The sequence below is a fragment of the Pyrobaculum ferrireducens genome (genome assembly GCF_000234805.1).
In the GTDB taxonomy this organism is placed as follows: Archaea; Thermoproteota; Thermoprotei; order Thermoproteales; family Thermoproteaceae; genus Pyrobaculum; species Pyrobaculum ferrireducens.
This window is the reverse complement of the sequence record NC_016645.1, coordinates 814,108-835,845: the sequence shown is the minus strand read 5'-3', so window position 1 is coordinate 835,845 and position 21,738 is coordinate 814,108. Positions and strand designations below refer to the sequence as shown.

Here is a 21,738-nt window from a genome sequence, read left to right as displayed (position 1 = left end):
ATGAGATAACTCTAAATTTATATATTACGTTTCAACTAGACATTGACACGTGAGAGACGTAACGTATTTAACATCAGCCGTTTCCACCTGACGTGTCCGGCGGCCGGCTCTGGGCGGCGGCTCTCGTGGGAACTGTAGCGCTGGTGGCCGTTGCCCTCTATCTCCACTACCACGTAGCCGCGCCTCCCCTCTCCCCGAGCCGCATCAGACCCCGGCCAGCGAGCTCCCCAGGCTTTTGATACTCACGGCGGCTCTCGACAGCAGGACCCAGCGGCTTGAGGTGAAGGTAGTTAACCCAGGCCGGGAGGCCGCCCTGGCGGCGGACGTGAGGGTTGCCAACGTCAGCTGTGTCTTCCAGCCGGTATACATCCAGCCGGGCGGGGAAAGGGTTGTCGAGGCTGTGTGCGGCCACGTGGAGGCTAACCCCGGCACTCTTCTGCCGGGCGAGCTGGTGACGTCTGAGGGAGTGCGGTACCCCTTCGCCGTGGTTGTCAATGGCTCCGTCCCAAGATGAGGATGTAGCCAGCCTCCTCGGCGCGGCGGCGCAGGTACTCCGCCACATCCCCCGGCGCGGACTCGACGGCGAGGAACGCGGCGTATATCCTCCTCCCTAGGAACCTCTCGGCGGCCTCCACCGCCGCCTTCAGCTGGGCCAGGGCCTCCTCGGCGGCCTTCACGGTGGGCACCGCGGCCTTGACCTCCGCCACGACGGGCGGGTCCGGGCAGAAGACGTCCACCTCCTTAACCCCGTCGATGAGGAGGGAGGCGTGCACCGTGGGCCTGCAGTGGTACCCCCTGGCGGAGAGCCACTCCCTAATCCACTGGGCGGTGTAGAACTCCAGCGACACCCCCAGCGCCTCCTGCAGTTGCTCAATGGCCGACCTAATCCACTTAAACTCCCTAAACGCCCTCTCCCACCTCTCCTCATTAACCCGCCACCTCCTCTCGTAATCCTCTAAGAACCTCCGCCACGTCTCAAACCACTCCCGCCACAACTTCCTATTCTCCTCCCACCTCTCCTCATTCTCCTTCCACCTCCTCTCGTTCTCACGCCACCTCTCTTCGTTCTCCTCTAGGAATTTTCTCCAAGTCTCGTACCACTCCCTCCACTTCTTCTCGTTTTCTTGCCACCTTTTTTCATTCTCTTCTTGGAACTTCCGCCACGTCTCATACCAGTCTCGCCACCGCCTCTCGTTCTCTAGCCACCTCTTCTCGTTTTCCTCCTGGAACTTGCGCCATGTTTCGTACCATCTCTGCCACCTCTTTTCGTTTTCCTCTTGGAATTTTTTCCAGGTTTTGTACCAGCGCCTCCACCTTCTCTCGGAGTCTCTGCGGAGGTCTCTAAGCTCTCTCAGCACCTCCCCAAGCCCGACAGCCCCAGCCACAGCCAGCCTAAACTCCTCATCCTCCTCAAGAGCCCTCAAAAACCTCCGCCTCTCCTCGGGAGTAAGGCCCACGTTTTATATTCTGTAATTGTTTATAAACATGTGGCGGCTATCTGCGTTGGAGCTCGGCTAGTTTTTTGTGGGCCTTGGCGAGTACCTGTTTGGTGGTTTGGTAGGTGGCTCTGGCGAGGGCTTGGCCGTAGGGGAGCCAGGCGTAGCCTTTGTGCTCCCAGCTGAGCTTAACCTCCTTGGTGGGGGCCCTGGCGAGGAAGTAAATCACCTTTTTCCTCACCCGCCGCCCGGCCTTGACGTACCAGTACTCCACCTCCTCTCTGAAGCCTGGGATGAGCTCCGCCTCTATCCCCGTCTCCTCTTTTATCTCCCGGAGGGCCGCCTCCTCCGGCGACTCGCCGGGCTCGACGTTGCCCTTTGGGAAGTCCCAGTGGCCCGCTGGGTAGAGCAAGAGGAGGTACTCCACCCCGTCCCCCTCGTAAAACACCACGGCCCCGGCGGACACCTCGTCGTAGCTCACGGCCCAGCGCAACAACCTGAAATAAAAACTCTTTCCGGCGTGTGGAGGTGCACGTCCGCAACCTAGGCCCGCTTAAAGAGGCTGCCGTCAAGCTCAGCCCCGTGACTCTGTTCATCGGCGTAAACAGGTCGGGGAAGAGCATCCTCGCCAACGCAATCTCGGCGGTGACCACGGCATTTGCACAAGCCCAGTGGGAATACGCCAAGCGGCATGCGGATAAGAGGCTGGGCAAGCGCGTAGAGCTCAGGCGCTTGGCCCAGCTTTTTAGCGAAAAATTTCAGGAGGAGGTTTTTAACATACCGGTTAAGAGGGGGGAGAGGGAGGCTGTGGTTTCTATCAAATACGGCGGCGCGTTACTCACAGTCTCAGTCGACAGAGCCGCCGACTTCTCCGCGAAGGGGGACATTTTTGAAAAGGCTGAAAAAGCTGTTGCGGAGACTCTGCTGGTTTCCGTCCGCGGAGACTTCAGCTACGAACCCTATCTGCACCCGTGGAAGACGCTGGGGAGGTGCGATAGGATTTATCCAGAGGCGTTGCGGTGGATAGCCAAGACTTTCGATATTGTCTTGGCGGGCGACGCGGTTTACGAGGGGGGCAACGCCTTCAGGCACCTATCCTCCATGGTGGAGTCTCTTGTAGATTTGGGGAGGCGGGGGGGTTGCCGGAATTTGGTGCTGGAGGAGCCCGAGGCGCATCTCCACGACGACGCCGTGTTTGAACTGGCTAAGTTTATCTACGGACAGGCGTCGGGGGGCCGCGGCTTTCTTGTTACGACCCACAGCGACTTGCTTGCGGCGTGGGTGGCGGCTCTGGCGGCCCACCCGGATCCCGGCGAGCTGGGGGTGGAGCTGGCCGGCGGGAGGCCTGAGGTGAGAATCTACCGCTTCAGGCTCAGGGCGATCGGCGACGCCTACGTGGAGGAGGTTGACTTGTCGGGGGGCGAGGTGGATATGGACGAGCTCCAGCTAAGGGTGATGGAGGAGCTGAGCAGGGCCCTCGCGCGGGTTAAAAATGCACTGCGCACCGCTTGACAAAAACCACGAGATAGACGGGGTTAGGGGCGGCGAAGATGGGCCTATATGCGACGCCGTGTGCGACTGCGTGGCTGTCAAGTGCAAGACGGCGCTCGGCATAGACGGAGACATCGCCGCCCAGCTGAAGGCGTGTCTAAGGCGCATGGACTGCCCCGGGAAGAAGGCGGCTTCCTGCTTCAAGCGGATGGGGATGCCGCTATGTGTTGCAGTACTACAGGTCTGAGCTGGGCGCCGAGGTGTTGCTGAACCCCCGGGAGATATGCGCCGCGGCCCGCTGTGGCTAGCCCGGCGAGGGAAAAATTTATATAGATCAGCTGATTCTCTTATGTGGCGGATCAGCTGATAAGGGAGATTGTGAGGCTGGCTGTCGAGGAGCACCACACGTATAGGTCAACTATTCGGTGGCTCACCTCCAGGCTGGGGGCCCCCTACGCCACCGTCCGCCGCGCTGTGTACAGGCTGGAGGAGGAGGGGGTGGTGAGGGTGCTGAGGCTCCGCAACGAGTACGTGGTGAAGATGAGAGACATGGAGAGGGCCTACGAACTCGGCTATCTGGACAAGGCCTACCTCACGTACGGCGCCGGCTTCGTGGCCCCCCTCACGGCGTATAAAGACGGCTTCTACCTAAGCGACGAGGCCTACATCACCCTCCCCTTCAAGATTAGGAGACACGAGGCGCTGGACAGGTTGCTGGAGCTTGAGGAGAAGTCGAGGGCGGCCATGGAGGACGCGCTTGTGTATATAGGCGAGTGGCCCCGCTTCACCCTGCTGTTCTACCGCACGTCCTTGCAGCCGGCTTACGAAAGGTATGTGGAGTGGGCGAGGCGGGAGGGGCTTGAGCCGGGGAGGTGGGCTCCGCCAGCCTACGGCTTCCTCGCCTTTTTGATATATGTAGTTAGGAGGCTGACAGGCGCCGACTGGAAGAGCGCCTACTGCGCCGCCCTGAGGCTCATCGCGGAGTACGTAAAGGAGACCCGCGCCGGGCCGAGCCCCACGGAGGAATTCGTAGACAAAGTCCTCGCCGAGATGTCGAGATGGCCCTGTACAGAATAGCCAAGGCTTTTAGGAGGAGTAGAGTAAGATTTGAAATCTTCAAGCTCCTGTGCCAGGCGAGGGAGCCGATGTACCCCATGATGATAGCTAGGTGGCTGGGAACGAGCTACGACAACGTACTCGGGGCGTTGCGCGGCGGGCGGGGGTACCGACGGGAGGAGTCCCTAGTGGCGCTCGGGCTCGTTAAAGAAATCACATGGGGCAGACAGAAGTTATATCAGGCGGAAGAAGAACACTGTAGATATATCGAAGAAGTTGAAAATAGACTGCTATAATACTTTACTAAGTTTTTATAAGGAAAACACTTTGACCCTCACCGGAACCTCCTAACGCCCTCCGCGTGTATTGGACTAGTCGCCACCATTAGCCTACCAGCGTGTCGTGCTTCTTTAAAGCTTGTAAAAATGAAGGCGGGCATTGCACTAGCTATAGGTATACGTACGATAGTACCTACTATATTAGATAGGCTATCTCTATTAAAAAATTGCGGATGTATGTGCATGTGAATGAAATAGAAATGATTTGCCGCATGCCTGGTGCTTGGCCGTATTCTAGAGATTGGGTGGTGTTTCACCCACGTCCCCTATCATTTACTGAAATCCCAGGAGATCCTTTGGCCAATTTGAGATTTTACATAATTTTGAGACGATGTGAAATTTTATATTGGGATAAACCAAGAAAATTTAAGAAAAATATACAATTATGAGTATGAGGCATATACTTTTTAAACTATTAAATCTTAATATATATTATCTAAAACGGTTCCCATCATATGGATATTCATTCTACATAGTATATATTTTATGGGTGCTTAATATGATTTTTGTGAATTACATCCTTGGCCTTTTAATAAACAGCGCTACGGCTTTAGATTTTGTGACTGTAGTTTTTTACTCAATTTTATTTGTTGGCTTAATTTTTTCGGTTAATACTCTGAATTTTTTATCAGAATATCTATCAGATTTATATAAGAAAAGTATCGAGTTGGATATTGTTGAAAGAATCGCAAGGAGTAACATTAGCAACGCCGGTCAGAATCGTGGTGAGGTGATTTCGCGAATAAGCGCAGATGTGGAAAATGCCGTAGGCGCTATCGTCGCGCCCATGTGGCTTATCTTCGTCGTGGGGCGCATCGCCGCCACCTTCCTAGCGGCATACTTCTTAATGCCAGGTGTAGTGCTTCTGATTCTGCCCTTTGTGATAATCTACGGCGTTGTGGTGTATAAAATCGGGCCGAGGCTCGCCCAAGCTAGGTCTGCGGAGAGGGGGGAGTATGTGAATTGGTTTAAGAGGCTGAAGGAGGTGATTGAGGCCGGCCCCTCTTTGTTCAGGATCGGGTTGCTGGATGTGCCGAGGGTTTATAAATCTGCGGCGGCTGGCTACTTCGGCGTGTTTAAGCGCTTCACATACTACAGCCGCGGCTTGATGTTTCTGGCGGAGCTACCCGGCGTCTTAGGCCCGAATCTCGTCTTTGTTCTCGCTGTCTTGTCGGCGGCGCAGGGCGTCGGCACCATTGGCGACGCCGTGGCTATCCGCGGCTTGTTGCTTAACTTGTTTGAGCCGGTTGCCCACTTGACCAGCACCGTCGGCTCGTACTATATGTTGCTGGCTTCCTACCAACGCGTTGCGCCGTTGCTGGAGAGGCGTGTGGAGGAAGTGGAGAAGGCGCCGCGCGCCGTATTTAAGGGGGCCGTGCTGTCCTACGGCGACAGGTGGGCGCTCCGTGTGGAGGAGCTGGAGGTGGGGCCCGGCGACTTTGTGTGGATAAGGGGGCCCTCGGGGGCGGGCAAATCAACCCTTGGGAAGGCGATATGCGGCCTCGTAAAGCCCACGGCGGGGTACGCGAAGGCCGCGGAGGGCTGTATCTACGTCGGCAACGACGACTATATCTTCGACGCCTCTGTGTGGGATAACATCACGCTTTGGGAGGACTTCCCGGAGGAGGAGGTGAGGAGAGCCGCCGAGCTCGCCCAGATAGACTTCCCGCTGGACAAAAAATGCGGCGAGGGAGGCTCCGAGCTCTCCGAAGGCCAGAGACAGAGGGTACTGCTAGCTAGGGCGTTTCTGAGGCGGCCACGCGTCCTCGTGCTGGACGAGGTCACCTCCGGCCTTGACGTGGAGAGGGAGAGGGCTGTGCTGGGGGCGGCGAGGCGAGTGGCGGAGGCTGTGGTGGTGATTTCCCACAGGCCGACCCCCGGCGAGTTTGCCAACAAGGTTGTGGAGGTGAGAGACGGCGTGGCGCGCGCCGGCGTCTAGACGGCGCCCTTCGCCCCCGGCACATGACTTAACGATGAGCTACCTCGGCGTTTGGCAACAGCCGCCGGGGCGTCTCCAGTCGGCCTCCCGATACTCGTTGTGCATAGCGTCTGTGTCTTGTTCATCTCGAGGATGCCCCTCTGGATGTAGGAATCCGCGTCTTTGTAAACAACTCGGCGGGCCCCCTCCTGGTCTCCCCGGTTGCCGCTGGTGGAGTTGACGTAGGCGACTTCCGGCGCAAGTGCCTCCGTCCCAGATGCCGCGCATTTGTCGGTGAGGGGGTGAAAGACGCTTCGCCGAGCTGTAAAACTCTGACGGTTTGTCTTACCTACGTCAAAAGCTTCTGACTCCCGTAGTCTATGGCGTGGACCTTGCGACTGGGCGCGGCTGGGAGGTCTCTACGCCGTAGCTCATTACCCCGATTCTGCCGGCTTCAGCTCGCCGTCTGTTTGGCATCTGGCTCGTCTTGAATCGCGGCCTCCCTTTCAAACTCGTGGCGCGGCGGGTGCCTTGGCACGGCGTTTTTGTCAACGTCGTGTTTACGACCGCAGTCCACATCTAGATGCAAATGGAGCGGGGGTAATTGTTAAAATTGTGGTTTTGCCGCTGTCTGTGGCACATATAGGGGGCGGGGTTGTTGGGGTATGTGCTTCTCGGAGGCCTACACCGAGAGCCCCGTCTTGAGGGAGTGGCTGGAGAGGTTTGGGATTCGGGTTAGGGGCGACGCCGAGGTGTACGCGGTGTACGGCAGGGATAGGGATGTGTTGAGGGCTCTGCGGGAGGTGGACCGGGTCGTGGTGGGGGTCTCGCCTCCGGGCGTCGACGCGAGGCTGGCGGCGTTTGAGCTGAGGGAGCTGTCGAACCTCGGCGGCGTTGAGTGCGAGGTGGTGGAGGTGGCGGTTTACGACGTGGATAGGGAGAGGTGTAGAGAGGCTGAGAGGACGCACGGCGTTAGGTGCGTCGGGGATGTGGACGAGCTGGTTAGGGCTGTGGAGATTGTGGTGGAGGCCGCGAGCGCCCAGGCGGTGCTTGAATATGCGTGCAGGGTGCTGGAGGCGGGGAGGCACCTGGTGGTGGCCTCCACCGGCGCCCTTTCTAAACTCCCGAGGTGCGGCACCGGCTATGTATTTGCCATGTCCGGCGGCGCGGGGGGCGTGGACGTCGCGGCGTCCACCGGGGGGAGGGTGAGGCACGTGGTGCGTAAAGCCGCGGCGGCTGGCGAGGACAGCGGCCCCGCTGAGGAGCTGTATTGGAGGTACCCCCAGAGCCTCAACACCTCCATGACGTATAAGCTAGCCGGCGCCGGCGAGGTTTGGGTAGAGCTGAGGAGAGACGCGCCCCCCGGCTACATCATACACGAGGTGGAGCACCAGTGGGGCCGCGTCCAGATACGCGCGGAGAACAAGGCGGAGGGCACGACGAGCTACGCCGCCGCCCTCTCGCTGTACAACACGCTGAAAAACGCGGCGAGGCTCGTCAAGGGCGGCCGCGTCGTAGTGGGGACATTCGCCGTGCTGTAGCCCCCTCACGCCACCCCCACATACCTCCGACACCACTCCACCCTCCTCCTCAGCGTCTCCAGCACATGGGGATCCGCGTCCGGCCTCTTGGAGTACTCCTCGTACTCCCTCCTAGCCTTCTCACAGCCCTTAACCACATCTCTCCACCAGCTCACCGACTATATACACGCCCTAGCTTTTATCTCCTCACCTGCTACTGGGCTTAGGGGCCAACCAATCATGTCACTGGCCGCTTGTTATTAATTGTCTTAGCTTCTGTTTAAACTCGACGTAGCTCACGGCGACTATCTTTCCGCCACAGGCGCATGCCTCGCATGCAAGACTGTTCTCGACAGCGTTTCGCAAATCTTTATCGTCTGTGATGAATAGCAATGTGCCCTTTATCATCCCAGCCCTGCCTCTCAGCGCCGTGGCAATTATGTCGTAGGCGTACAGGAGTGAGTTGACTATGTCGATATCCTCCTCAGAGATGCCCCCTACTACTCTGTCCATGACATCCCCTCTGAAACAAACGGCAACCTCTCGCATACCGCGCCTCTTAAGGCTTTCCTCATCTTCAACAACTCTTACATATCTACTGTTTATCATATAGCTTAGCTCGGAAATGCAATACTCCCTCATCAAGTTGATGTCGACGTTCGACCACCCGTGCTTTTCACGATCGACGCTACTAAGCAACTTGGGGAGAGCGACATGGCTCAGTTCACGCAGTACCGCCTCGTCTGTGTAGAAGACTAGCTTCCGGGTTTCTAGATATCCTAAAATCCTCGGCTTAGGCCTAGCCAGTCTGCGGTGTAGCGTCACTGCGTAGACAACTTTGACGAGGGCGTTGGTGTCTATAAATGCGTGAAAAGAGTCAAAGCTCATTAAATCCTATTTAAAAAGGTCGGGATACAGCTCCTCCTCGTCTACATATTCCCCGCTTTCCTGTACCTTTCTCAGCCTCTTCAGTCCCTCTAGATACGCCTCAAGCGACATGTTGAAGACAAGCGCCTTAGCAACTTCGTCTCTGAGGCCGAGCAAATCAAGCGTGTAGCTCTCCAACTCTCTCTCGCTCAGCTGGCCAAACTTGTCAACGATCTTCAACACGTAGTCGGCTAATTCGCCGAGGCCTCTGCCCTTTAACGAAGCCGAGGTCTCCTTCAGGACCTGATCAACGCCCTTGATGTAGTACTTCCTGCCAGTCTTCACGACTCCGTGTTTCCCAATCTCAGAGGCCCCACCAAGTAAAAAACCTATCCTAATCGAGGGGCCCTTTCGATATATTACAAAATCCTCTGGTAGCCTCACCCTTGGCAAATCTAGGAGCCTAGTCCCCTCATCTGTGGTATAGATCGCTAGAAAAAGCAACTTGGCTAACTTCCTCGCACTCACACCCTCTCTAAACCTTTTTTCGTAATATGCAATCACCAGCCTAATCAAGTCAACAGCCACAGCGCGCTGTAGCTCTTTAATCACACTCACATTAATTAATAGATACTTGGTATTAATAACATATCGTCCTCTCAGGGCGCACCTCTTGACGCCTCTGCCTCTTACCGCGTCTGATCGGAGTGTGGTGGCGGTGGGTACCACCCGCTTGGCGTCTTGACCAGCCTCTTTTCCCGTATGTACTGAGCGGCTTTTTTCAAATAGATTTGCCAGTGATCGCCGCGGCCGCAGAGTAGCTGGCCGTCGCTGGCTATGTCTAGGGCGATCATGCTCTCGGCGAGTATCTCGTCTATGGAGGCGAGGGGGATGTAGACGACTTGGCCGAACTCCTCCATGGCGATGTGGTAGCGGCCGCTCTGCGTCAACACGGCGACGTCCCGGTCGCTGAGGGCGTGGTGGGTGCCCCGGGCGCGGGAGCCGAAGAGCACCACGTCGCCTTCGCCACATACGTCTCCGAGGAATTTGCGGAGCCTCTCCAGCAACTCCCCCTGCCTCTGCTTCGCTACCTTAATCCATCTGTCCATTTCCACAACAAGTCGAGGCACCTGAGGCACTCCTCGGCCTCCCACTCCTCATATGGGCCGAGCCTCGCGTCTGGGTACCTGGCTTGTATGTAGTGCTCCTCCAGCGACTTGGCGCACCGCGCCACGTCCTCCGGCACATGGGCCGACTTCATCTGGGCGAGCCTCTTCGCCATTTCGTACAGGCTGTGGGTGAGGGGCCCCGCCCCCGCCTCCCTAATGAGGAGGGCCATTAGGAGGAATTCGCCGGCTTGTTGCGCTAGGAAGCACGCAAGGTCGTATTCTCCGGCGGCGAGGCTCCTCTGGGCGTACCGCCTGTAGCGCCCCGCCTTCACAAGCCAGCGCTCCACGTACTTACCACTTCTGTCATATTTTATCTCTAGAGTAACTCATAAATTGACCGGCGTCGTTGTCTATATGCAGGTGGCGGTTATAATGGGCTCGATAAACGACTTGGAGGTTATGAAGGAGGCGCTGGAGGTTTTGGAGGCGCTGGGGATTCCCTACGAGGCTAGGGTGGTGAGCGCCCACCGGACCCCCGACTTTATGTACCAATTCGCCAGGGAGGCCGAGGAGAAGTTCGACGTGGTTATCGCCGGCGCCGGGGGGCGGCGCACCTCCCGGGCATGACCGCCTCCCTCACGCCGCTCCCCGTGGTGGGGGTCCCCATCCCAACCCGGCACCTGGGGGGTCTCGACTCTCTGCTCTCCATTGTGCAGATGCCCCGGGGGACGCCCGTGGCCACCGTGGCCATCGGCAACGCGGCCAACGCCGCGTACCTCGCGGCGAGGATACTCGGAGTAAAGTACCCAGAGGTCCGGGAGAGGGTGAGGCAACACATGGCTAAGATGAGGGAGGAGGTCCTCTCCAAATCCTTCATAAAGTCTTTTCCGTAGCTACTTAAAAACCGCGCGGGGAAACGCAAGTGGGCCTCATTATTTTTCCAGTAAGTATTTAAAATGCGGTGGTTGTGTGTTGCCATGCGGTTGCTGGTGCTGGGGGGTGGGCAGTTGGCGTTGATGATGTGTTGGGAGGCGTCTAGATTGCCTATAGACTTCGTGGTCTACGACCCGGATTCCTCCGCTCCCGCTTTTAGATGTGGGAGGAGGGCCGTCGACCCCTTTGCCGCGGTTGAGGAGGCGGACGTGGTCACTTTCGAGTTTGAGAATGTGGATGTGGAGGTGGCGCGGTACGCCGAGAGGCTCGGCAAGCTGAAGCCGCCGCTGGGGTACCTCTTGGTGAAGAAGAGCCGCCTCGAGGAGAGGGCTTTCTTCGACTCTCTTAAAATCCCCACGGTGCCTTGGCGGAGGGCCCGGGGGTGGGAGGAGGCGGTGAGAATCGCGGAAGGCATGGGGAGGGCTGTGGTGAAGATCCCTGCGGGAGGGTACGACGGGAAGGGGCAGTTTATCTACCCGAGGGAGGCGGCTGGGTTTAGGGGCTACGGGGGGGACCTGCTTGTCGAGGAGTACGTGGATATTAGGAGGGAGTTCTCCCTGGTGGCGGTTAGGGGGGAGGACGGCGACGTCTACTTCTACCCCCCCGCCGAGAATTTCTATGTGGATGGGATACTGGTGTGGAACTACGCCCCCACCAAGGCGCCGGAGGAGGCCTACGAATACGTCCACAGGTTGGTGGAGAGGTGGCGCTACGTGGGGACTGTGGCGGTGGAGTTTTTCGAGGCGAGGGATGGTAGAATACTCGTAAACGAGATAGCGCCTAGGGTGCACAACACAGGCCACTGGACGCTGGAGACAGACGCGAGCCAGTTTGAAAACCACCTACGCGCCGTGTTTGGGATGCGCATCAGAAGGCCGCGCCTCCCGCCCGCGGTGGCTATGGTGAACATCTTGGGTCTGTCTTTTGAGAGGCTTCCGCTGGGGGAGCTCGAGGCGCTTGGGAGGGTGTACTGGTACTTCAAGGCCGAGGCGAGGCCTAGGCGGAAGATGGGCCACGTAAACATAGTGGCTGGGAGCGTGGAGGAGGCGGCGGCGAAGGCGCGGCGGGTTCTCTCGCTGATTTACGGAAGGGAATTTCCGAAGCTTGTTATGAGGCCTAGAGGCGGCTGATCTCCTCTAACAACGCCGCTAGGTGAGGGGCCTCTGGCCTCAGCTTTTCCACGGCGGCCTCCACGTAGTCGTGTGGCGATACTCTATACTTGACCAGGGTGTAGGCGTGGGGGCCCATTACCTCCACCACCGTCGGCATGGCCTCGCCGTGTCTCCAGTTTAAAAAATGCTCCGTAGCGGTTTACCCCCTCGCCGCCTCCGCCTCGGCGGCTTGAACGTCAATCTCCACTGGGTACTCCCCTGTGAAGCAGGCGTAGCAGGCGGGGCCCAGCACCCTCCTGAACGCCTCTATGGGCAGGTAGCGGAGGGTGTCGGCGCCTATGTAGGCCCTCACACCCTCTACGTCTCTTCCGTAGGCTGCGAGTTCTCTCCTCGTCTGGAAATCCATGCCGAAGAAACACGGCCATCTAACCGGCGGCGAGGCGATCCTGACGTGCACAGCCCTGGCGCCGGCGTCCCGGAGTAGCCTCACTATTGTCTTTATGTTGGTGCCCCGGATGAGGGAGTCGTCTACAACCGCCACCGACCTACCCGCCACCAGCTCCTCCACAACTCTAAAGGCGTCTGGCGGATTTCTGGCGTGCGGCGGAGTGATGAAGATGCGGCCGGCGTATCTACTCTTAACTACGGCCTCCACCAGCGGAAGCCCCAGCTTCGCGGCGTATGCCGAGGCGGCGGTCCTCGCGGTCTCGGGCACATAGGTCACCACGTCTATAGCCGCGTCCTCCCCCTCCGCCAGGGCCTCGCCGAGGGCCCGCCTCACGTCCTGGACAAGCATCCCGCCCAGCGTCGAGGCGTGGTGGGCGAAGTAGACGTACTCAAGAGCGCACAGCCTGCCCTCTCCCGGCGGTATTTTCCACATGACAAGCCTCTTTCCGTAGAGGATGGCTAGCCCAGGCGGAACCTCCTCCCCGCCGCCCATGGCCACGTCCTCGGACGCGAAGGCCACCCCGCCGTGGTAGTGTCTGTAGGCGAGGGGCCTAATCCCCCGGGGGTCGCGCACCGCGAGGATGCCCCAGGGCGTAAGGGCGATGAGCGACACGGCGCCCACAATCCGGGAGTACAGACTGACAACCCCCTCCTCCACGCCCCTCTCCCACATCTCTCTAGCCAGAGCCTTTGCCAGCGCCTCGCCGTCGAAGGCGGGGGCCTCCACCCCCAGCCTCTTGTAGTTAACCACCGTGCCGTTGAAGACGAGGGCCAGCTCTAAGTCTCTGTACTTTGCCACAACTGGCTGGAGCTGGGCGCCGTAGGGCCCCGAGGTGCTGTACCTTGTGTGGACCAGGGCGGCCTCGGTGTCGTCGGGGGGCTCCCCAATCGCCACGCCCCCGCCCCTTTGATACGCGTAGCCAACCCCCTCGTGGCCCCTGTGCATCAGCCACGGCGCCATCCTCCGCACCACGCCCCCCGCCCCCTCCCCCCAGGCCCCGCCTATCCCGCACATATCACAGTTCCAGCTTCATGATGCGGGCAAGCTCCTCCACCCCCCTCTCGTATATCTTCGAGGAGCCGCATCTAAGCACGAGCCTGTCGCCGCCGGCGGCGCCGATCCTCACGCCGGGGCCCTCCTCCCCCGCGGCGACGAACCGCCCATTGGACTCGCTGAATAGGAGGAAGTCTAGTCGGGACGTCTCTGCCGGGGCTTTGCAGACGTCTACATCGGCCCCCACGCCGCTGTTCACAGCCATCTTAGCCAAGGCCGCCGCCAGGCCCCCCACGCCGACGTCCTTGGCTCCCGAGAGGCGGCCGAGCCACTTCCTGACTACCTCAGCCAGTTCCTTCTCAGTGGTGTAGTCAATAGACGGGGGCGTCCCCGCCACGAGGCCGTGGACTCTGTACAAATATTCGCTACCCCCCACCTCGCCCTTTGTGACTCCCCAAATGTAGATCCCGTCGCCGTCCCGCCACTCGGCCTTGTTGGCCAGCCCCACGTCCTCCAGCACCCCCAGCACGACGACTGCCACCACAGGCTTTATGGGCCTCCCCTCGTACTCGTTGTAGAGGCTTACCTTGCCCCCCACTATCGGAACGCCGAGGCCCTCCGCCGCCTCCCTCAGCCCCTCCACAGCCTCTACAAACTGCCAGTAGACCTCGGGCCTCTGGGGGCTCCCCACGTTTATGGAGTCCACAGCCGCCTTGGCCACGCCGCCCACCACTGCTACGTTTCTATACGCCTTTACGAAGGAATTGGCGGCGCCAAGGCGGGGGGAGAGGTAGGCGTAGCGGGGGTTGGCGTCGCCCTTTACCACAAGCCCAAGCGACCCCCTCTCGTATATCTTCAAAACTGCGGCGTCCCCCTCTCCCGGCTTCACGGCGGTCCTCACCCCTACGTCGAAGTCGAACCTGGTGTATATAGCCTCCTTAGAGGCTATGTTGGGCGACGACAGCACGGCGTCGACGGCCTTGGCCAAGGGGGGCTCCGGGATTTGGGGCAGGGAGGGCGGGTCGTAGCTCCTCTGCGGCCAGGCGGTCTCAGGAGCCTTGGCCGCCAGCCACGTGGGGATCTTTGCCACGGGCTCCCCCCTCCACCTCAGCAGTAGCTCTCCGCCCTCGGCGAAGCGGCCTATGACTGAGTGGGGCACCTCGTACCTCTCGGCCAGCTCCTTGAAGCATTTGTACTGCCCGGGTGACATGACGAAGACAAGCCTCTCCTGGGTCTCGCCTGTGAGCACCTCCACTGGCCCCACCTCCCGGTCCCACATATGTATTTTGTCGAGGTCCGCCTCCACCCCCAAGCCAAACCACTCCGCCAGCTCGGCGAGTGCCGTGGCTAGGCCTCCCCCGCCGAGGTCCTTAATGTACTTAACGCACCGCCGCGCCTCCTGGACAAGGTCGATCAGCTTCTTCCCCATCAGCGGGTCGGCAACCTGCACCGCGCCGAGGTCCTCCTCAGACTCGCCGCTGAGCGTCTTGCTGGCGAAGGCCGAGCCTCCAAGGCCGCTTTTGTCGGCCCCAAGCCCCGCCACTACGATTAAGTCCCCCGCGGCCACACCGCCCGGGGGGACCCCTCCCCTTTCCACCACGCCTACACACGTGGCAAGGACAATGGGGGTGTAGGTGAAGTCGGGGTCGAACCACGTCTCCCCCCCGACCACGGGGACTCCCACCCTGTTGCCATAGTCCGAAATCCCCTTGACTACATTAGCGGCTATCCACCTGGCGTGGGGGTGGTCGAGGGGGCCGAAGTGGAGGTTAACCAACAGCCCGATTGGCTTAGCCCCCACAGTCAAGATGTCCCTTATTATGCCGCCTACGCCCGTGGCGGCGCCGTTGTAGGGGTCGACGGCGCTTGGGTGGTTGTGGGACTCTATCTTAAACGCGACGTAGAGCCCCTCGGCGACCTCCACAAGCGGCGCGTCTGTGCCAGGCCCCCTCACCACCCACGGCGCCTTCGAGGGTAGCCTCTTGAGCCACATCCGTGTCGATTTGTAGGAACAGTGCTCGGACCAGTGGGAGCGGAATAGTGCCAGCTCGGCCTCCGTAGGCTCCCTGCCAAGACCCCTCCTGATAGCCTCCAGCTCGTGGGGAGACAGGGCCATGTCCACTGGGTATTAGGTAGATTTAAACATTTTCAATAAGCTATTAAAAATATCCGGAGAAGCGGCGGAGGATTCCCCTCTATATTTAAGCAGATAGTTAAAATCTGTATTAAGCATGGAATTAATTGTGGGGGGTGTGGGGGCTTACTGTTTTATATACCTGTGTTTAAGTGGGTATGCGATATGCCGTGTATATAAACGTGGCGTATAAGCCCTCTCTGAGAGATCCAGAGGGCGAGACGATTTCCCGCGACCTCCTGGCCAGGCTGGGCTTCGGGGTGGAGGTGAGGTCTGGGAAGTGCCTCGTCTTGTACATAGAGGCGGAGTCGCCGGAGGCGGCCCGCGAAGCGGCTTTGAAGATCGCAAGAGAGGCGAGGCTGGGGAACCCCAACGTCCACGTTATTGAGGTGGTGAGGGTGGAGGAGGGATGAGGATCGCCGTGTTGAAGTTCCCCGGCACCAACGGGGACTACGACGTGGTGAGGGCGCTGGAGCTGGCGGGGATCCCGGGGGAGGTGGTTTGGTACAGAGACTACAGGCCGGGGGTCTACGACGCGGTGGTGCTGGCCGGGGGGTTTAGCTACGGGGATAGGCTGAGGGCCGGCGCCGTGGCCGCCGCCAGCGAGGCCGTCCAGCGCCTCCGGGAGGACGTCGACAACGGGGTGCCGGTCCTCGGGATATGCAACGGCTTCCAGATACTCACAGAGGCCGGCATCCTCCCGGGCGTCCTGGCTCCCAACGACCCGCCGGGCTTCGTCTCAAAATGGATACCTGTGAAGGTAGTGGACCGGGACACCCCCTTCACCTTTATGTACGAGGAGGGGGAGGTGGTGTACATGCCGGTGGCCCACGCCGAGGGGAGGTACGTGCCGTCCGGCCCATACCGCGCAGTGTTTAAATACGTGGAGAACGTCAACGGCTCCTTCGACAACGTGGCCGGCGTGGCGCGGGGGCCTGTGCTGGGCCTCATGCCCCACCCAGAGAGGGCGGTGGACCCCCACATCTCCCGGAGGGGGACGGGGGGCCTCAAGCTGTGGCTGAGCCTCAAGAAGTGGCTGAGGGGTTAAAACACAACCCCGTCCACCGCCACGGGGCCGCCCTCCTTGACTCTGCCTATGACCCGCGCCGCATAGCCCAGATCCTCCGCGCGGCGCACCAAGTCGCGGGGTGCGTCCGTTACGAGTGCCATCCCCACCCCCATGTTGAATACCCTGTAGGCCTCCTCCCGGGGCACGCCGCGTCTCAGCACCTCCTCAGCCCAGCAGGGGACGCGCCCCAGCTCCACCTCGGCGCCCAGGCCGTGGAGGGCCCTCTTCAGCTTGGCGAAGCCGCCCCCCGTTATATGAGCCGCGGACTTGACAAGCCCCTCCTTCATCAGCGTCAAGACGCCGTCGTAGAGAGCCACAGGCCGTAGCAGGACGTCGGCGGCGCGGCCTCCGCAGATGTGCTCATCCAGCTTAAACAGCCTCCGCAGTAGGCTGTACCCGTTGGCGTGGGGCCCCGTGGACTCCAGCCCCACTACGTAGTCCCCCGGCTCGGGGCGCCTCGGCGCCGCCTCCCTCACCGCCATGACTGTGCACACCACGTCGACGCCCTTTACAAGGTCGGGCAGTATGGCGGTCTCCCCGCCGAGGATAACCATGCCGGCACGCCCCGCCGCCTCTCCGAGGCCTCTCAGCACCGCGGAGGCCGCCTCCTCCATGCCGGGGGCCACCGCGACGTAGTCCACGGCGGCCACCGCCCTAAAGCCGTCGCATACAACGTCGTTTATATTTACCGCTAGGCAGTCCCACCCGGCCACCTCCAGCCTCCCCGCCTCCGCCAGCCAAATCGTCTTTGTCCCCACGCCGTCTACGTGTAGGGCCACCTCCACGCCGCCCAGCCCCAGCCACCGTACGTAAGACCCCACGCCGCCGCCGAGGAGGCCGGCGGCCAGCTGGTGGAGCCTCCTCTGCTTGTCTAGGTCGACGCCGGCGTCTCTGTACCTCACGGCCCCCCGACGATTCTAGAGGACACCGCGGCCCTAGCCACTTGGTAGGTGGTTCTTATGAGGTTTTTCAACACCCTGGCCCTAGTGGCGAGGCCCACGCCCCCTATGTTGGGGGTTAGGAGAGAGGCCTTCTCAGCCACAGACCTCTCGTCTACGTCGAAGTACCACCTCCCCGTCGCCGGGTCTACCTTCCCGCCTACGCCAACCACCACGGCTCCCTCCTTCACCATGTCTCCTGTGAGGCGCCAGGGGTTGTCGCGGTAGAGCTCCGGAGGCCTCCCCACTGCGGAGATCACGATATCCGCCCGCCTCACGTAGGGCTCCCTCTCCTTGGAGAGGGCGTGGAGCACCGTCACAGTGGCGTCTAGCTGCATGAGCATCACGGCGAGGGGCTTCCCCACCAGCTCCCCCTTCCCCACAACCACCACGTCCATCCCCCTCACCTCCACGCCGTACATCCTAAACAGCTCCAGGATGCCCGCAGGGGTGCAGGGCAGGACGTCTCTGTCGAGGTCAAAGCGGGTTAGCAACTTCTTCTTGCTCTCCGGCGTCAGGGCGTCCACGTCCTTCTCCGGGGCCAGCTTCTGGAAGAGAGCCTCCTCGTCGACGTAGGGCGGGAGGGGCTTCTGTATGAGTATCCCCGTCACGTCGTCCCTCTTGTTTAGGCTGTCCAGCAACCGCAGGGCCTCCTTGGTGCGGCGCTCAGGCGGCACCTCGTGTAGTTCATACACCTCCACCTCGCCCCCCACCTCCCTGACGTCTCTAGCCTTCAGCGACACGAAGCGCCTCTGGGTGGCCAGCTCCACGGGATCGTCGTGGAGGAGGAGGACGGCGAGCTTGGGGGTGACGCCCACCTCCTCCAGCCTCTTCACGTGCTCCCTAGCCCACTCCCTGGCGCGGCGGTGTAGCTCCTCCCCCCTCATCCACGTAACCATGGCGGCAGGACGAGGTCTAGGGCCTTGCCCTCCCACTCCTTGAGCTGGTACTCCACGTAGATCCTCTGTCTCTCGTGCCACTCCCTAAGCCAGCCGTCCCACACCCTGAGCACCGCCCTCTTTACCCTATGCTCCGCCTCCTCCACCCTAAGCCTCCCGCCCTCTTCCACAACCACGGGGACCTTGACAGTTTCTTCGTAGAGCTCCAGGAGGCCGTCCGCCACCGCCTGGAGAACTCTGGAGTAGAGCCTGTGTTCAAAAATCAACACGCGATCCGCGATGATTTGGATCTTCTCGTCGCGGCTGAGGGGTAGGCTGTACACGTCGCCTATGTAAACAGGCCACTGGTCCACAACGGGGCCGCCGTCCACAGACTCGTCCACGACGTGCACAGTGGGGCCGGTCACCCTCACCCCAGCTCTGTACACCTCCATGTGGACGCGCATGCCGTACATCCCCTTGCCGCCGGCGAAGGGGAGGAGGGACGGGTGGATGTTGAGCACAAGCTTGAACTGGGAGATGAAGCCGTAGCTGAGTATGTAGTCGTACCCCGCCAGCGCCACCACGTCTACGCCGTGGCGCCTCAGCAACTCCGCCATAGCCGCCTCCCTCTCCGGCCGGGGAACCCCCTTGTGCTTGACGAAGTGGGCCTCGACCCCGTATTTCCTCGCTATTTCTCTAACGGGGGCGTTCTCGTCGCTGTAGATCAGCACCACAGGCTCCACCCCCCGCAACACGCCGAGCTGTACGTGGTCGAGGATTGCCTTGAAGTTAGTCCCCCTCCACGACGCCAGAACACCCAGCCTCACACCTAGATTTAAACAGGTGTATAATAAAGTTAACGGACCTGGGCTTTACGGCGCCGTGTTTTTTAAGTATGTGTTTAAAGCGTCAACGCCGCAGTAGGCAGTGGGTGCACAGCGACGTTCCGATGGCCTTCCTCACCTCCTCCTCCTCTAGGTAGGCCAGGCCGTCCAGCTCGAGAGCCGCCTCCACCGTCTTGTGATCTAGGTGGTTGAAAATCATGTGCTCCTCCGGGGGCATCTTCACGCCGTGGGGGCACTGCCTCCTCAGAGGCGGGGCGGCGGTGGCGGCGTGTACCTCCCTGGCGCCGGCCCTCAGCCTGAGGAGCTGGGCTATCTGCCTCAGGGTGAGGCCGCTGATAAGGCTGTCGTCTATCACAAGCACCCCCTTCCCCCTAACTGAGTGCCTAACCACGTTGGCCTTCAGCTGTATGGCGGAGATCCTTTCCTTCACCTCGTCGAGGAGGGCGCTCCTCTTCCTAGTGGTGGCGACGAAGCCCGGCACGTGCCACGCCCCAATCGCCTTAGCCACCCACGCCGCGTAGTAGAGCCCGGTGTCGGGCACCCCCACCACGACGTCCACCGGCGCCTTGACCCGCTTGGCGAGTAGCTCCGCAAGCTTCATCCTGGCCGCGGCCACCTCCACGCCGTCTATCTCGCTGTCCAGCCTCGAGGCGTATATAAACTCCATGGCGCAGAGCTCTCTCGGGGGGCCGCCCCCCCGCGCCTCTACCCCCAGCCTAGTGATTTTAAGCAACTCGCCACCCCTGAGGCTCCTCCTCACCTCGCCCCCCAGCACCTCAATCGCCGCGGTTTCCGTAGCCACTATGGCGAAGTCGAAGCCGTGGGCCCCCACCGCGAGGTGCCAAAGGCGGGGCGGCCTGTAGGCGTATAGGGCGCCGTTTCTGTCCACGCCCACGTAGGCGGCGTCGCCCGCCGCCTCGCCCAGGGCCTTGAACCCCCTGCCGAAGACGCAGGCCGCGCCGTCGCCCGCCTCGCGGCAGCAGTCCTCGGTGTATACGCAACCCACAGCAGCGACGCCCCTGGCCTCCACCGCCTCCTCCCGCGAGAGGTCCACCTCGACCCTCCTCAAGCCGCCTCCGCCGTATATGTAGGCCACGGCGTAGTCCCCTCTGTTCGACATGGCCTTCAGCCCGTAGTAGATGAGGGGGTAGAGGTTTACCTCGCCGCTGAAGCTGTACAGCGCTAGAAGCCCCGCCGACATATCACCCCAGCCTCACCAGCCCCCTACCCGGCTCCCAGACCAGCCTTTCCCCGGGGGCTCCCAGCCTCCGCCTCCACTTATAGACAGATCTGACGACCTCCGCCTTCCTAGCCATGGCGGCCATGTAATCGGGCGATGCGATGTCCCTCCTGTAGAAAAGCCCCTCGCCCCTCACCGCGGCGGCGCACTTCTCTGCCTTGGCGTAGGCCTCCTCCACAGTGGCTCCCGCGGCGAGTATCTCCACAGCCCTCGAGCCGAGGGTGACGTAGCCCCCCGCCTCGCTGGGGGCCGCGGAGCCGAAGAACACGTGGCACCCAACCCTATCCACCAGGGCCCAGTCGATGTCGAACCGCCTCCCCCTAGCCGCCTCTCTGTCCAGTGGGTACCCCACGGGGGCCACCGCCTTCACCACCGTGTACTCGTTTTTGAAGCGCCGCTCTGCGCCGTGCAGCCTCCCCTCGGCGGCTCTCCTAAAGAGTTCGTACACGTCGCCGTCGTATAGGTAGAGGGCGTTCAGCGCCTCGGGGTCTCCAAACCTGCTGTAGTACTCAATCACCACGGGGCCCATGGCTGTGAGCATCATCTGGCCGCTCAGCACCCCGGTGTACCTCACGCCGAATTCCCTCTCCACGGCCTTGACGGTGGCCTCCACGGCGGCGACGGCCTCCTCCACCTCCGCCTCCTCTATAAAGGGGAGGGGGGATACTGTGCCCATGCCGCCGCACTCGGGGCCGAGGCCTAGCTCGTAGGCGTGGGGGTTGTCCTGCACCGGGGGGAAGGGGAAGACAGACTCTCCATCCGTCAGCACCTGCACCGTGTACTCCACCCCCCAGACCCCCTCCTCCACGAGCACCAGCTGAGGCGCGTCTCTATAGGCGGAGAGCTGGCTCTTAGCCTCCTCGGCGCCCCGCGCCGCTATCTCCCCCAGCGCGTCCTCTAGATACTTAACCTCTCCGTACACCACCCTGACCCCCTTACCCCCCGCCTGTCTCACAGGCTTAATGGCCGCGGAGCCCAGGGCCTTCGCGAAGAGGTAGGCCTCCCTAGGATCGGGGGTGACGTGGTAAACAAGCCTCCCCGGTATTTTGTACTTCCACTGGAGGTGCCTCGCCACGTCTTTTCTCTGCTCCACTACAGCCGCCCTGGCAGGGGCGCCGAGGGTTAGGAAACCCCTCTCCCGCAACGCGTCGGCCACCCCGGCGAAGAGAGGCTCCTCGGGCCCCACCACCACCAGATCGGGCGAGGCCTCCTCCGCCACCCCCACGACGAATTTAGGATCTGTGACGCCCCCCAGTCTGTAGAAGCCGCCGCTCCTCTTCGCCAGCAGGGCGATCCCGGGGTTGACGTGCCCCATAGCCGCATAGATCCTCACGCCGCTTCGGGAAAGAGCCCAGGCGATGGCGTGCTCCCTCGCCCCGTCGCCAACAACCAACACCCTATCCATAGACC

At 61.0% G+C, this 21,738-nt stretch carries 27 protein-coding genes and 1 pseudogene; 12 read left to right on the top strand and 16 right to left on the bottom strand.

Annotated elements, in window-relative coordinates:
• The first annotated feature begins 92 nt into the window (after window positions 1-92).
• Together P186_RS13795 and P186_RS04610 are read left to right on the top strand one after the other, a co-directional pair.
• Window positions 93-239 (top strand): hypothetical protein, encoded by a 147-nt coding sequence (locus P186_RS13795; protein ID WP_014288265.1) that lies wholly within the window; start codon window positions 93-95, stop codon window positions 237-239.
• Window positions 236-514, top strand: a complete 279-nt coding sequence (locus P186_RS04610) for a hypothetical protein (protein ID WP_014288264.1) — start codon at window positions 236-238, stop codon at window positions 512-514. The genes P186_RS13795 and P186_RS04610 overlap by 4 nt, the downstream gene beginning before the upstream one ends.
• Here P186_RS04610 and P186_RS04605 read toward each other — a convergent pair.
• Both P186_RS04605 and P186_RS04600 read right to left on the bottom strand, forming a co-directional pair.
• Entirely contained in the window at window positions 492-1,457 is a 966-nt protein-coding gene (locus P186_RS04605) for a hypothetical protein (RefSeq protein ID WP_014288263.1), read from the bottom strand. The two genes, P186_RS04610 and P186_RS04605, sit on opposite strands and share 23 nt — an antisense overlap.
• 37 nt (window positions 1,458-1,494) lie before the next feature.
• Complete coding sequence (locus P186_RS04600; RefSeq protein ID WP_014288262.1) at window positions 1,495-1,917, bottom strand: bis(5'-nucleosyl)-tetraphosphatase; 423 nt, start codon at window positions 1,915-1,917, stop codon at window positions 1,495-1,497.
• A gap of 41 nt (window positions 1,918-1,958) precedes the next feature.
• Here P186_RS04600 and P186_RS04595 point away from each other — a divergent pair, with 41 nt between their 5' ends.
• From P186_RS04595 to P186_RS04575, 5 genes are all read left to right on the top strand, one after another.
• Window positions 1,959-2,948, top strand: coding sequence for a hypothetical protein (locus P186_RS04595; protein WP_014288261.1), 990 nt, complete (start codon window positions 1,959-1,961; stop codon window positions 2,946-2,948).
• Complete coding sequence (locus P186_RS04590; protein WP_014288260.1) at window positions 2,929-3,174, top strand: hypothetical protein; 246 nt, start codon at window positions 2,929-2,931, stop codon at window positions 3,172-3,174. The genes P186_RS04595 and P186_RS04590 overlap by 20 nt, the downstream gene beginning before the upstream one ends.
• A gap of 104 nt (window positions 3,175-3,278) precedes the next feature.
• On the top strand, window positions 3,279-4,004 hold the full coding sequence (locus P186_RS04585; protein WP_014288259.1) for a hypothetical protein: 726 nt from the start codon (window positions 3,279-3,281) through the stop codon (window positions 4,002-4,004).
• Window positions 3,986-4,279 carry an archaellum operon transcriptional activator EarA family protein gene (locus P186_RS04580; protein WP_014288258.1) on the top strand — a complete coding sequence of 98 codons (294 nt, stop codon included), beginning with the start codon at window positions 3,986-3,988 and terminating at the stop codon, window positions 4,277-4,279. The genes P186_RS04585 and P186_RS04580 overlap by 19 nt, the downstream gene beginning before the upstream one ends.
• Window positions 4,280-4,706: 427 nt before the next feature.
• Entirely contained in the window at window positions 4,707-6,260 is a 1,554-nt protein-coding gene (locus tag P186_RS04575; protein WP_338050683.1) for an ATP-binding cassette domain-containing protein, read from the top strand.
• A 433-nt stretch (window positions 6,261-6,693) separates the two neighbouring features.
• Here P186_RS04575 and P186_RS14560 read toward each other — a convergent pair whose 3' ends face one another.
• A complete protein-coding gene (locus P186_RS14560; protein WP_014288256.1) occupies window positions 6,694-6,816 on the bottom strand; it encodes a hypothetical protein in 123 nt (40 codons plus the stop codon).
• 88 nt (window positions 6,817-6,904) lie between these two features.
• Here P186_RS14560 and P186_RS04570 point away from each other — a divergent pair, with 88 nt between their 5' ends.
• Window positions 6,905-7,780: a DUF108 domain-containing protein gene (locus tag P186_RS04570; RefSeq protein ID WP_014288255.1), complete on the top strand. Its 876-nt coding sequence runs from the start codon at window positions 6,905-6,907 to the stop codon at window positions 7,778-7,780.
• A gap of 5 nt (window positions 7,781-7,785) precedes the next feature.
• Here the strand turns inward: P186_RS04570 and P186_RS13790 are convergent, their stop codons facing one another.
• The 5 genes from P186_RS13790 to P186_RS04550 all read right to left on the bottom strand — a co-directional run bounded on the left by P186_RS13790 (window position 7,786) and on the right by P186_RS04550 (window position 10,082).
• On the bottom strand, window positions 7,786-7,935 hold the full coding sequence (locus tag P186_RS13790) for a hypothetical protein (RefSeq protein WP_014288254.1): 150 nt from the start codon (window positions 7,933-7,935) through the stop codon (window positions 7,786-7,788).
• 67 nt (window positions 7,936-8,002) lie between these two features.
• Window positions 8,003-8,647 carry a hypothetical protein gene (locus P186_RS04565; protein ID WP_014288253.1) on the bottom strand — a complete coding sequence of 215 codons (645 nt, stop codon included), beginning with the start codon at window positions 8,645-8,647 and terminating at the stop codon, window positions 8,003-8,005.
• Window positions 8,648-8,653: 6 nt separating this feature from the next.
• A complete protein-coding gene (locus P186_RS04560; protein ID WP_148682727.1) occupies window positions 8,654-9,244 on the bottom strand; it encodes a hypothetical protein in 591 nt (196 codons plus the stop codon).
• 71 nt (window positions 9,245-9,315) lie between these two features.
• Entirely contained in the window at window positions 9,316-9,756 is a 441-nt protein-coding gene (locus tag P186_RS04555; RefSeq protein ID WP_237179468.1) for a nucleotidyltransferase domain-containing protein, read from the bottom strand.
• Entirely contained in the window at window positions 9,714-10,082 is a 369-nt protein-coding gene (locus tag P186_RS04550) for a HEPN domain-containing protein (RefSeq protein WP_014288250.1), read from the bottom strand. The genes P186_RS04555 and P186_RS04550 overlap by 43 nt, the downstream gene beginning before the upstream one ends.
• 67 nt (window positions 10,083-10,149) lie before the next feature.
• On the opposite strand from P186_RS04550, the pseudogene purE reads away from it, so the two are divergent.
• Together purE and P186_RS04540 are read left to right on the top strand one after the other, a co-directional pair.
• Window positions 10,150-10,628: pseudogene (gene purE, locus P186_RS04545) on the top strand (5-(carboxyamino)imidazole ribonucleotide mutase).
• Between the two features lie 84 nt (window positions 10,629-10,712).
• Window positions 10,713-11,798: a 5-(carboxyamino)imidazole ribonucleotide synthase gene (locus P186_RS04540; RefSeq protein ID WP_014288249.1), complete on the top strand. Its 1,086-nt coding sequence runs from the start codon at window positions 10,713-10,715 to the stop codon at window positions 11,796-11,798.
• On the opposite strand, the gene P186_RS14010 is transcribed toward P186_RS04540, so the two are convergent.
• The 3 genes from P186_RS14010 to purL are packed head-to-tail and all read right to left on the bottom strand — an operon-like array spanning window position 11,785 to window position 15,337.
• Window positions 11,785-11,937: a hypothetical protein gene (locus tag P186_RS14010; protein ID WP_014288248.1), complete on the bottom strand. Its 153-nt coding sequence runs from the start codon at window positions 11,935-11,937 to the stop codon at window positions 11,785-11,787. The two genes, P186_RS04540 and P186_RS14010, sit on opposite strands and share 14 nt — an antisense overlap.
• Before the next feature lie 42 nt (window positions 11,938-11,979).
• Window positions 11,980-13,242, bottom strand: a complete 1,263-nt coding sequence (locus P186_RS04535; RefSeq protein WP_014288247.1) for an amidophosphoribosyltransferase — start codon at window positions 13,240-13,242, stop codon at window positions 11,980-11,982.
• Between the two features lies 1 nt (window position 13,243).
• Window positions 13,244-15,337 carry a phosphoribosylformylglycinamidine synthase subunit PurL gene (purL, locus tag P186_RS04530; protein ID WP_148682726.1) on the bottom strand — a complete coding sequence of 698 codons (2,094 nt, stop codon included), beginning with the start codon at window positions 15,335-15,337 and terminating at the stop codon, window positions 13,244-13,246.
• Window positions 15,338-15,513: 176 nt separating this feature from the next.
• Between purL and P186_RS04525 the strand changes: the two genes are divergently transcribed.
• Both P186_RS04525 and purQ read left to right on the top strand, forming a co-directional pair.
• On the top strand, window positions 15,514-15,768 hold the full coding sequence (locus P186_RS04525) for a phosphoribosylformylglycinamidine synthase subunit PurS (protein ID WP_148682725.1): 255 nt from the start codon (window positions 15,514-15,516) through the stop codon (window positions 15,766-15,768).
• Complete coding sequence (gene purQ / locus P186_RS04520; RefSeq protein ID WP_014288244.1) at window positions 15,765-16,403, top strand: phosphoribosylformylglycinamidine synthase I; 639 nt, start codon at window positions 15,765-15,767, stop codon at window positions 16,401-16,403. Before P186_RS04525 ends, purQ begins: the two co-directional genes overlap by 4 nt.
• Here the strand turns inward: purQ and P186_RS04515 are convergent.
• The 5 genes from P186_RS04515 to purD form a co-directional block, all read right to left on the bottom strand.
• Window positions 16,400-17,326, bottom strand: coding sequence for an AIR synthase-related protein (locus tag P186_RS04515; protein WP_014288243.1), 927 nt, complete (start codon window positions 17,324-17,326; stop codon window positions 16,400-16,402). The two genes, purQ and P186_RS04515, sit on opposite strands and share 4 nt — an antisense overlap.
• On the bottom strand, window positions 17,323-18,261 hold the full coding sequence (locus tag P186_RS04510; RefSeq protein WP_014288242.1) for a bifunctional 5,10-methylenetetrahydrofolate dehydrogenase/5,10-methenyltetrahydrofolate cyclohydrolase: 939 nt from the start codon (window positions 18,259-18,261) through the stop codon (window positions 17,323-17,325). The genes P186_RS04515 and P186_RS04510 overlap by 4 nt, the downstream gene beginning before the upstream one ends.
• Window positions 18,246-19,070: a phosphoribosylglycinamide formyltransferase gene (gene purN / locus P186_RS04505; RefSeq protein WP_014288241.1), complete on the bottom strand. Its 825-nt coding sequence runs from the start codon at window positions 19,068-19,070 to the stop codon at window positions 18,246-18,248. Before purN ends, P186_RS04510 begins: the two co-directional genes overlap by 16 nt.
• A gap of 82 nt (window positions 19,071-19,152) precedes the next feature.
• Window positions 19,153-20,289, bottom strand: a complete 1,137-nt coding sequence (locus tag P186_RS04500; protein ID WP_014288240.1) for a phosphoribosyltransferase family protein — start codon at window positions 20,287-20,289, stop codon at window positions 19,153-19,155.
• 1 nt (window position 20,290) lies between these two features.
• Window positions 20,291-21,733, bottom strand: a complete 1,443-nt coding sequence (gene purD, locus P186_RS04495; protein WP_148682724.1) for a phosphoribosylamine--glycine ligase — start codon at window positions 21,731-21,733, stop codon at window positions 20,291-20,293.
• Window positions 21,734-21,738 lie beyond the last annotated feature (5 nt).

Coding starts and splice junctions, on each gene's coding strand:
- P186_RS04590 (WP_014288260.1), top strand. CDS start 2,929: ATGCACTGCGCACCGCTTGACAAAAACCACGAGATAGACGGGGTTAGG.
- P186_RS04580 (WP_014288258.1), top strand. CDS start 3,986: ATGGCCCTGTACAGAATAGCCAAGGCTTTTAGGAGGAGTAGAGTAAGA.
- P186_RS04575 (WP_338050683.1), top strand. CDS start 4,707: ATGAGTATGAGGCATATACTTTTTAAACTATTAAATCTTAATATATAT.
- P186_RS04570 (WP_014288255.1), top strand. CDS start 6,905: ATGTGCTTCTCGGAGGCCTACACCGAGAGCCCCGTCTTGAGGGAGTGG.
- P186_RS04565 (WP_014288253.1), bottom strand. CDS start 8,647: ATGAGCTTTGACTCTTTTCACGCATTTATAGACACCAACGCCCTCGTC.
- P186_RS04540 (WP_014288249.1), top strand. CDS start 10,713: ATGCGGTTGCTGGTGCTGGGGGGTGGGCAGTTGGCGTTGATGATGTGT.
- P186_RS14010 (WP_014288248.1), bottom strand. CDS start 11,937: ATGCCGACGGTGGTGGAGGTAATGGGCCCCCACGCCTACACCCTGGTC.
- P186_RS04535 (WP_014288247.1), bottom strand. CDS start 13,242: ATGTGCGGGATAGGCGGGGCCTGGGGGGAGGGGGCGGGGGGCGTGGTG.
- purL (WP_148682726.1), bottom strand. CDS start 15,337: ATGGCCCTGTCTCCCCACGAGCTGGAGGCTATCAGGAGGGGTCTTGGC.
- P186_RS04525 (WP_148682725.1), top strand. CDS start 15,514: ATGCGATATGCCGTGTATATAAACGTGGCGTATAAGCCCTCTCTGAGA.
- purQ (WP_014288244.1), top strand. CDS start 15,765: ATGAGGATCGCCGTGTTGAAGTTCCCCGGCACCAACGGGGACTACGAC.
- P186_RS04510 (WP_014288242.1), bottom strand. CDS start 18,261: ATGGTTACGTGGATGAGGGGGGAGGAGCTACACCGCCGCGCCAGGGAG.
- P186_RS04500 (WP_014288240.1), bottom strand. CDS start 20,289: ATGTCGGCGGGGCTTCTAGCGCTGTACAGCTTCAGCGGCGAGGTAAAC.
- purD (WP_148682724.1), bottom strand. CDS start 21,733: ATGGATAGGGTGTTGGTTGTTGGCGACGGGGCGAGGGAGCACGCCATC.